General features: G+C 69.9%; 4 protein-coding genes. All 4 read right to left on the bottom strand.

From position 1 onward, the window contains the following. The coding region (locus VFU06_10275) for a cation-translocating P-type ATPase (GenBank protein ID HEU5209790.1) at window positions 1–1400 on the bottom strand (1400 nt) is incomplete at its 3' end. A 265-nt stretch (window positions 1401–1665) separates the two neighbouring features. Continuing rightward, on the bottom strand, window positions 1666–2574 hold the full coding sequence (locus VFU06_10270) for an RNA polymerase sigma-70 factor (GenBank protein HEU5209789.1): 909 nt from the start codon (window positions 2572–2574) through the stop codon (window positions 1666–1668). A gap of 41 nt (window positions 2575–2615) precedes the next feature. Then, window positions 2616–3575: an NAD-dependent epimerase/dehydratase family protein gene (locus VFU06_10265; GenBank protein ID HEU5209788.1), complete on the bottom strand. Its 960-nt coding sequence runs from the start codon at window positions 3573–3575 to the stop codon at window positions 2616–2618. A 134-nt stretch (window positions 3576–3709) separates the two neighbouring features. Further along, on the bottom strand, window positions 3710–4272 hold a 563-nt coding region (locus VFU06_10260; GenBank protein ID HEU5209787.1), incomplete at its 5' end, for a hypothetical protein.

The following is a 4272-nucleotide window of genomic DNA, read 5'->3' as shown; positions in this document are numbered from 1 at the left end:
GTCGAGTCGCCGACGCCTACATAGACGACGGACCGGCCGAGCGAAGTCTGCTCCGCGGTCCAGCCGCGCAGCATGGGCGGCAGCGTCGCACTCTGCCGCTGCGCCATGATACCATTACCGACCCAGACCTCCTCTCCTTCCACGCTGGCCCGCACGCCCTCGCCGGGATACGAGACGAACGCGTCCGCGAGGGGGACGTCGATCCCGTTCTCCATTGCGGCGGCGCCGACCGCACGGGCGAGATGGTGCTCGGACGGCTGCTCCACGGCCGCGGCGAGGCGGAGCAGGTCGTTGTTGTCCAGGGTGTGCAGCGGATCCTGGCCGCCCAGGTCCGCGCGACTCACGATATCCGTGAGCTTCGGCTGGCCCAGGGTCAGGGTGCCCGTCTTGTCGAATGCGATCGTGTCGATCGTGCCGGCCAGGTCGAGGAACGCACCGCCCTTGAAGAGGATGCCGTGCCGCGCGCCATTGGCGATACCGGACAGGATGGCGGACGGCGTCGAGATGACGAGCGCGCAGGGGCTGGCGACGACGAGCAGCGTCATTGCGCGGTAGAACGCGTCGCTCCATTCGGTGCCGAACAGCAGCGGCGGCGCGACCGCGGCGATTGCCGTCCCGACGACGACCGCGAGCGTGTAGGGGTGCGCGAAACGATCGATGAAGTGCTGCGCGGGTGCGCGCTCCTCGCGGGCTTCCTCGACCAGTCGCACGATGCGCGCGAGCATCGTCTCGCCCGCAGGTTTGGTAACCTCGACGACGAGTGAGCCGCCCTGGTTCACGGTGGCCGCAAACACTTCGTCGCCGGCCTGCTTGCGCACGGGCATCGACTCGCCCGTGATCGCGGCCTGGTCGACCTCCGTGCGGCCGGAATGCACGCGCCCGTCCGCTGCGATGCGCTCACCGGGTCGCACGAGGATGCGCTGGCCGGGCAGGAGATCATCGACGCGGACGCGGCCCGCGTCGCGCCCCTCGTCGTCTGCGAGCGTGGCCTCCTCGGGCGCGAGGTCCATGAGGCGCGCGATCGCGTGGCGCGTGCGCCCCATGGCATACGCCTCGAGCGCCTTGGACAGCGAGAATAGAAAGATCAGCACTACGCCCTCGAGTGGGCTGCCGACGAGTGCCGCGCCCACGGCTGCGGCGCCCATCAGGAAGTCGATCGAGAGTCGTCCGTGCTTCAGCTCCTGCCAGCTGTCGATCGCGATGCGCCAGCCGCCCACCAGGTACGCGACGCCGTACGCGAGCCACGCGGTGGCGACGTCGTACTGCCATTGCAGCACCGCGCCCACGGCAAGCGCGAGGGCGACCGTGAGCGTGACACGCAGGTAGTAGGTGGCCTCGCGGTCCTCGTCGGTGAGGGCTTCCCGGCCGAGGACCAGGCGCAGAATGGACGGCAGCTTCAATGCATCCTCACGGGGTGAGCCTGCACGCATACGCGCCGCGCGCAGGACATGGAGCCGGAGTACGACTCCATGATACCCCCGAGATGCAGGGGCGTGCGAGAGGAATGCGGATGCGCCGAACACCTCGCGACGAAGCGCCGACCGGAGTCTCGCCGCCTGGCTGCACGTACGACATGCAGGGCGGCCGTTCTTACCAGTCTGTCCGCTCCTGCGACATGTGGCGGCCGGTCCTACGGTTCTGTCCGCTCCTGCGACACGCGGCGTCTCACCGCTTCGGCAACGCCCGCCGCAGCCACTCGCCGAAATTACCCGCGCCCGGCACGTGCCTGAGCTTCTCGGGATTCACGACCGAGCGCACCGCCGTCACGTGGCCGTCGGCGACGTCGATCGTCCACACTCCGATCACGGAGCCGTCCGTCGTGCGGATCAGCGCACCCGGCTGCTCGTTGACGATCGTGCGTTCGACGGAGAAGCCGCCGCGCGTTCCGGTGCGTGCCCAGTTGAGAAGCGTGCGTGCGACCGCGCTCCGGCCGTGCACCGCTCGGGAGAGTGCGGGCACCCTGCCGCCGCCGTCGCCGTGCAGCGAGGCGTCGGCTGCGAGCAGTGCTTCCAGGGATGCGACGTCGCCTGCTTCGATCGCGGCGAAGAAGCGATCCACGAGCTCGTTCTGCCTGTCGGTCTCGACATCGAAGCGGGGCCGTTCCTGCAGCACGTGCGCGCGGGCGCGCACCGCGGTCTGGCGGACGGCCGCCTCGGACTTGCCGAGGATATGCGCGATGTCCGCGTACTCGTAGTCGAAGACGTCCCGCAGCAGGAAGACGGCGCGCTGCACCGGCGAGAGCCGCTCGAGCAGGACGAGGAACGCCATGCGCACGGACTCGGACAGCTCGACGCGCGCCGCACCGCTCTTTTCGCCTCTGTCAATCAGCGGCTCGGGCAGCCACTCGCCGATGTACGTCTCGCGCTGCACGCGCGCGGAGCGCAGCTCGTCGATGCACAGCCGTGTGGTGACGGTGGCGAGAAACGCCTCGGGCGAGTGGATGTGCTCGCGCTCGAGCGCCTGGTGCAGCCTGATCAGCGCCTGCTGCACGATGTCTTCGGCGTCGCTCACGCTGCCGAGCATGCGATAGGCGATCGCGAATGCACTGGGGCGGAGCTGCTCGAGATCGATCATGGGCGCCTCCATGGTCCCTGGTGCGCGTTGCGGCTTCATCCTCACCTCAATCCGTGCGCGAAACCGGCGCGCCAGCTCGAGTACACCGGCTGCCAGTCGAGCTCGCGTCGCGCCTTTGCGTTGGATACGCCGGAAGCACGCGTCATGATCTCCACGACGGCCGGGCCTGCCATGATGCGCGCGAGCCAGACGGGCAGGCGCATCGGCGGCCTGGCGCCGAGCACCTGCGCCAGCGCGGGCAGCCACTCCGACGCGCGCGCCGGCTCGTCGTCCGCCACCTGGTAAATACCCGGACGGCCATGCTCGATCGCGGCGACGGTCGCGGCGGCGGCATCGTCGATGTGGATGAAGGACGTGTAGCCCGCGCCGTCGCCCACGATCGGATACTGGCGCCTGCGCACCATCTCGCTCTGAACGCCCGGAGGCTCCAGGGACATGCTGGTACCGGGGCCGTAGAACGCGCCATACCGCAGTGCGACGCCGTCCATCCAGGTGGCCCCGGTCACGACCCGTTCCAGGTGCCTGTCCGCGGCGAGGGCCGCGCGGAAGGTGGGATGCGGCGCAGGATCCAGCGGATCGTCCTCGCCCACGTCCGCACGGGTGCCGCCCTCCGGGAACAGGAAGCCGCCATAGCACTGCGCGACGAAGCGACGTACGCCTGCCGCGCGACTCGCCGACAGCAGGATGTCCGTGCCCTCGCGCCGCAGCCGCGCGTTGCCTGCAAAGGACCTGTCGAAGTTGCGCATGCTGCGCAGGTGCGCGAGGTCGGTGAGCTGGTGCACCACCACGTCGGGCTCGGCCTCGCTGATCGCCGTCCCGACCGCGCTGGCGTCGAGCGCGTCGGCAACGACGGGCGTGGCGCCGAGCTGCTCGAGCATCCCTCGCTTCGACGCCGTGCGCGTCATGCCCGTGACCTGGTGGCCCCTTTCTGTCAGCAGCCGCACGAGGCGGCGGCCGAGAACGCCGGTCGCACCGGCGATGAAGATGCGCTGCGACTGCATGTGTGATCTGCCCCTCCGTCACCTGCGTGTGCTGGTCGCCTCATGCGACGCTCCGGTCTACGACGCACCGGTCTACAGGAGGGTGACGAAATGCGCGGGGGTGCTGTGACAGCGGCGTGTGCGTGGGGGGCGTCTCAGCGCGCCGAAAGCACCCGGTCACGCCCCGCGCCCATCCCCGACACCACCTTCGCCGCGAGCGCGCCGAACAGGCAGAGCAGTGGCGCAGTCCAGCTTCCGGTCAGATCGCGCACGAGGCCGATCAGCGCCGGGCCGACGGCGGCGACCCCGTAACCGATCGACTGCGCCATCCCGGAGAGGCTGGTCGCCATGTGCGTGTCCGGCGCGCGCAGCACGAGGAACAGCAGCGCGAGACTGAAGGTGCCGCCCATGACGAACCCGAGCATGGCGACACTGATCGCCGCCACCCACGTCGTGCTGGCGGCAAGCAGGCCCACGAGGCTGATCAGCTCTACCGCCGCGAGGATCAGCACGATGCGGCCCTGGCCGGCGCTCCGCTGCGCACGGAACGGGACGATCGCGGAGCCTGCGATGCCCGTCGCCTGGGAAAGCGCCAGCAGCAGCCCGGCCGTCGCAGCGCTGACACCGCGGCTCTGCAGCAGGTCCGGCAGCCACGCGAGCACCACGTAGAACGTGAGTGACTGGAAGCCCATGAACAGCGCCACCTGCCAGGCCAGCG

The organism is Longimicrobiales bacterium (assembly GCA_035764935.1).
Lineage (GTDB): Bacteria > Gemmatimonadota > Gemmatimonadetes > Longimicrobiales > RSA9 > DASTYK01.
This window is presented reverse-complemented; position numbering and strand designations above follow the sequence as displayed.